Origin of the sequence: Bacillus paralicheniformis (genome assembly GCF_001042485.2) — a bacterium.
In the GTDB taxonomy this organism is placed as follows: Bacteria; Bacillota; Bacilli; order Bacillales; family Bacillaceae; genus Bacillus; species Bacillus paralicheniformis.
Genome location: NZ_LBMN02000028.1, coordinates 1 through 1,196, shown reverse-complemented (window position 1 = coordinate 1,196; position 1,196 = coordinate 1). Strand labels below are relative to the sequence as shown.

The following is a 1,196-nucleotide window of genomic DNA, read 5'->3' as shown; positions in this document are numbered from 1 at the left end:
ACGTAAAGCTCAGCCTGCACCGTTCCATAATGCTTAACTTGTTCCGGTGTTAAGACATAAAAAATAACGCCCTTCAGCGCGTCTTGAACTTCCGTATTAACGTAGAACTTGCTTCCGTCCGCAAACCGCATAAACAGTTTTCCATGAGTCGCCTTGGAGATCGGTAGTGGAACGCCGTCTTTCGTAAGGCTGAACGCTAGCTTTGCCGTATCTATATCCTGCGTACTAAATTGAATGTTCGCAGCAATACTTCGTTTGATTTGCGGGTTTATATTGAGCTGTAAATTAGTGTTTTTGTAGATCATCGTATCCTCCTTCCCGGGTTATACCGTTTGATTAACGACAGGCTCTCGATAATAAAATTCAGGGTTCGGAACGTAAGCGCCTGAAATAACGATATCACTGTTAGTGACTGTCACAAATACCCCCGCAATCAACCGCTTCTCGGTAGCATATATGTTGTTATTTCGTAGCGTAACGTTCTTTGAAGCGTTCGTTACATAGAGACCGTTATAGCGATCGAGCTCAGCTAAACCAACATTCGCGATTGTATTATCATGGACTTGCGATCGCTTCGTTGAGTCAGCGAGGTGGATTCCGTGACCGCCTGCTCCTGTCACCGTATTTCCAACGATCTGGAGGGTATCGCTGCTCGCACCAGATGCTCCGACGTATATTCCCGTAACCGCAATGTCCGTCAGTTGGTTCCTTGTGATAGTCGTATACTTTGCGGTAGCCAAAGAAATCCCGTTATGACCGGAGCCTTCAATCTGGTTGGCGTCAACTTTGACGAATTTTGCCTCCTTGACATAGATAGCGTTGGCGTTGCTCGGCGTATTCTTTATTGTGTTTTTGCTAACCACAACGTTTAGGATTGTTCCGCCCCTACCTTGCCCCCATACCGCGATGCCTCCGAGCAGATCATCCGAGAGCGTAAGCCTATCGATTGTATTGTTCTCGATGATCACGTTAGATTGCTCTTGCGATGCGTTCGTTTGTGTGCCGTCAACCGTAACCGTATCCTCAGGCTTGCCGACTAACGGAGGATTAACGATGATTCCCGATCCGCAGTTCGTAATCTCATTACCGGCAATGTAGACGTTATTCCACGCATAAGCACGAATTGCGGCGTTAATTGTCCCGCGGATTTTATTGTTAAGAATGCGTATATTTTCGTGCGATACTCCGATGAATGA

Annotated in this window: 2 protein-coding genes; both read right to left on the bottom strand. The window is 46.6% G+C overall.

From position 1 onward, the window contains the following. Positions 1–305 (bottom strand): BppU family phage baseplate upper protein (locus tag ACH97_RS16480; RefSeq protein WP_155519899.1); only part of this gene is annotated, 305 nt, incomplete at its 3' end. An 18-nt stretch (positions 306–323) separates the two neighbouring features. Beyond that, positions 324–1,196: right-handed parallel beta-helix repeat-containing protein (locus ACH97_RS16475; protein ID WP_155519898.1), on the bottom strand; the 873-nt coding region annotated here is incomplete at its 5' end.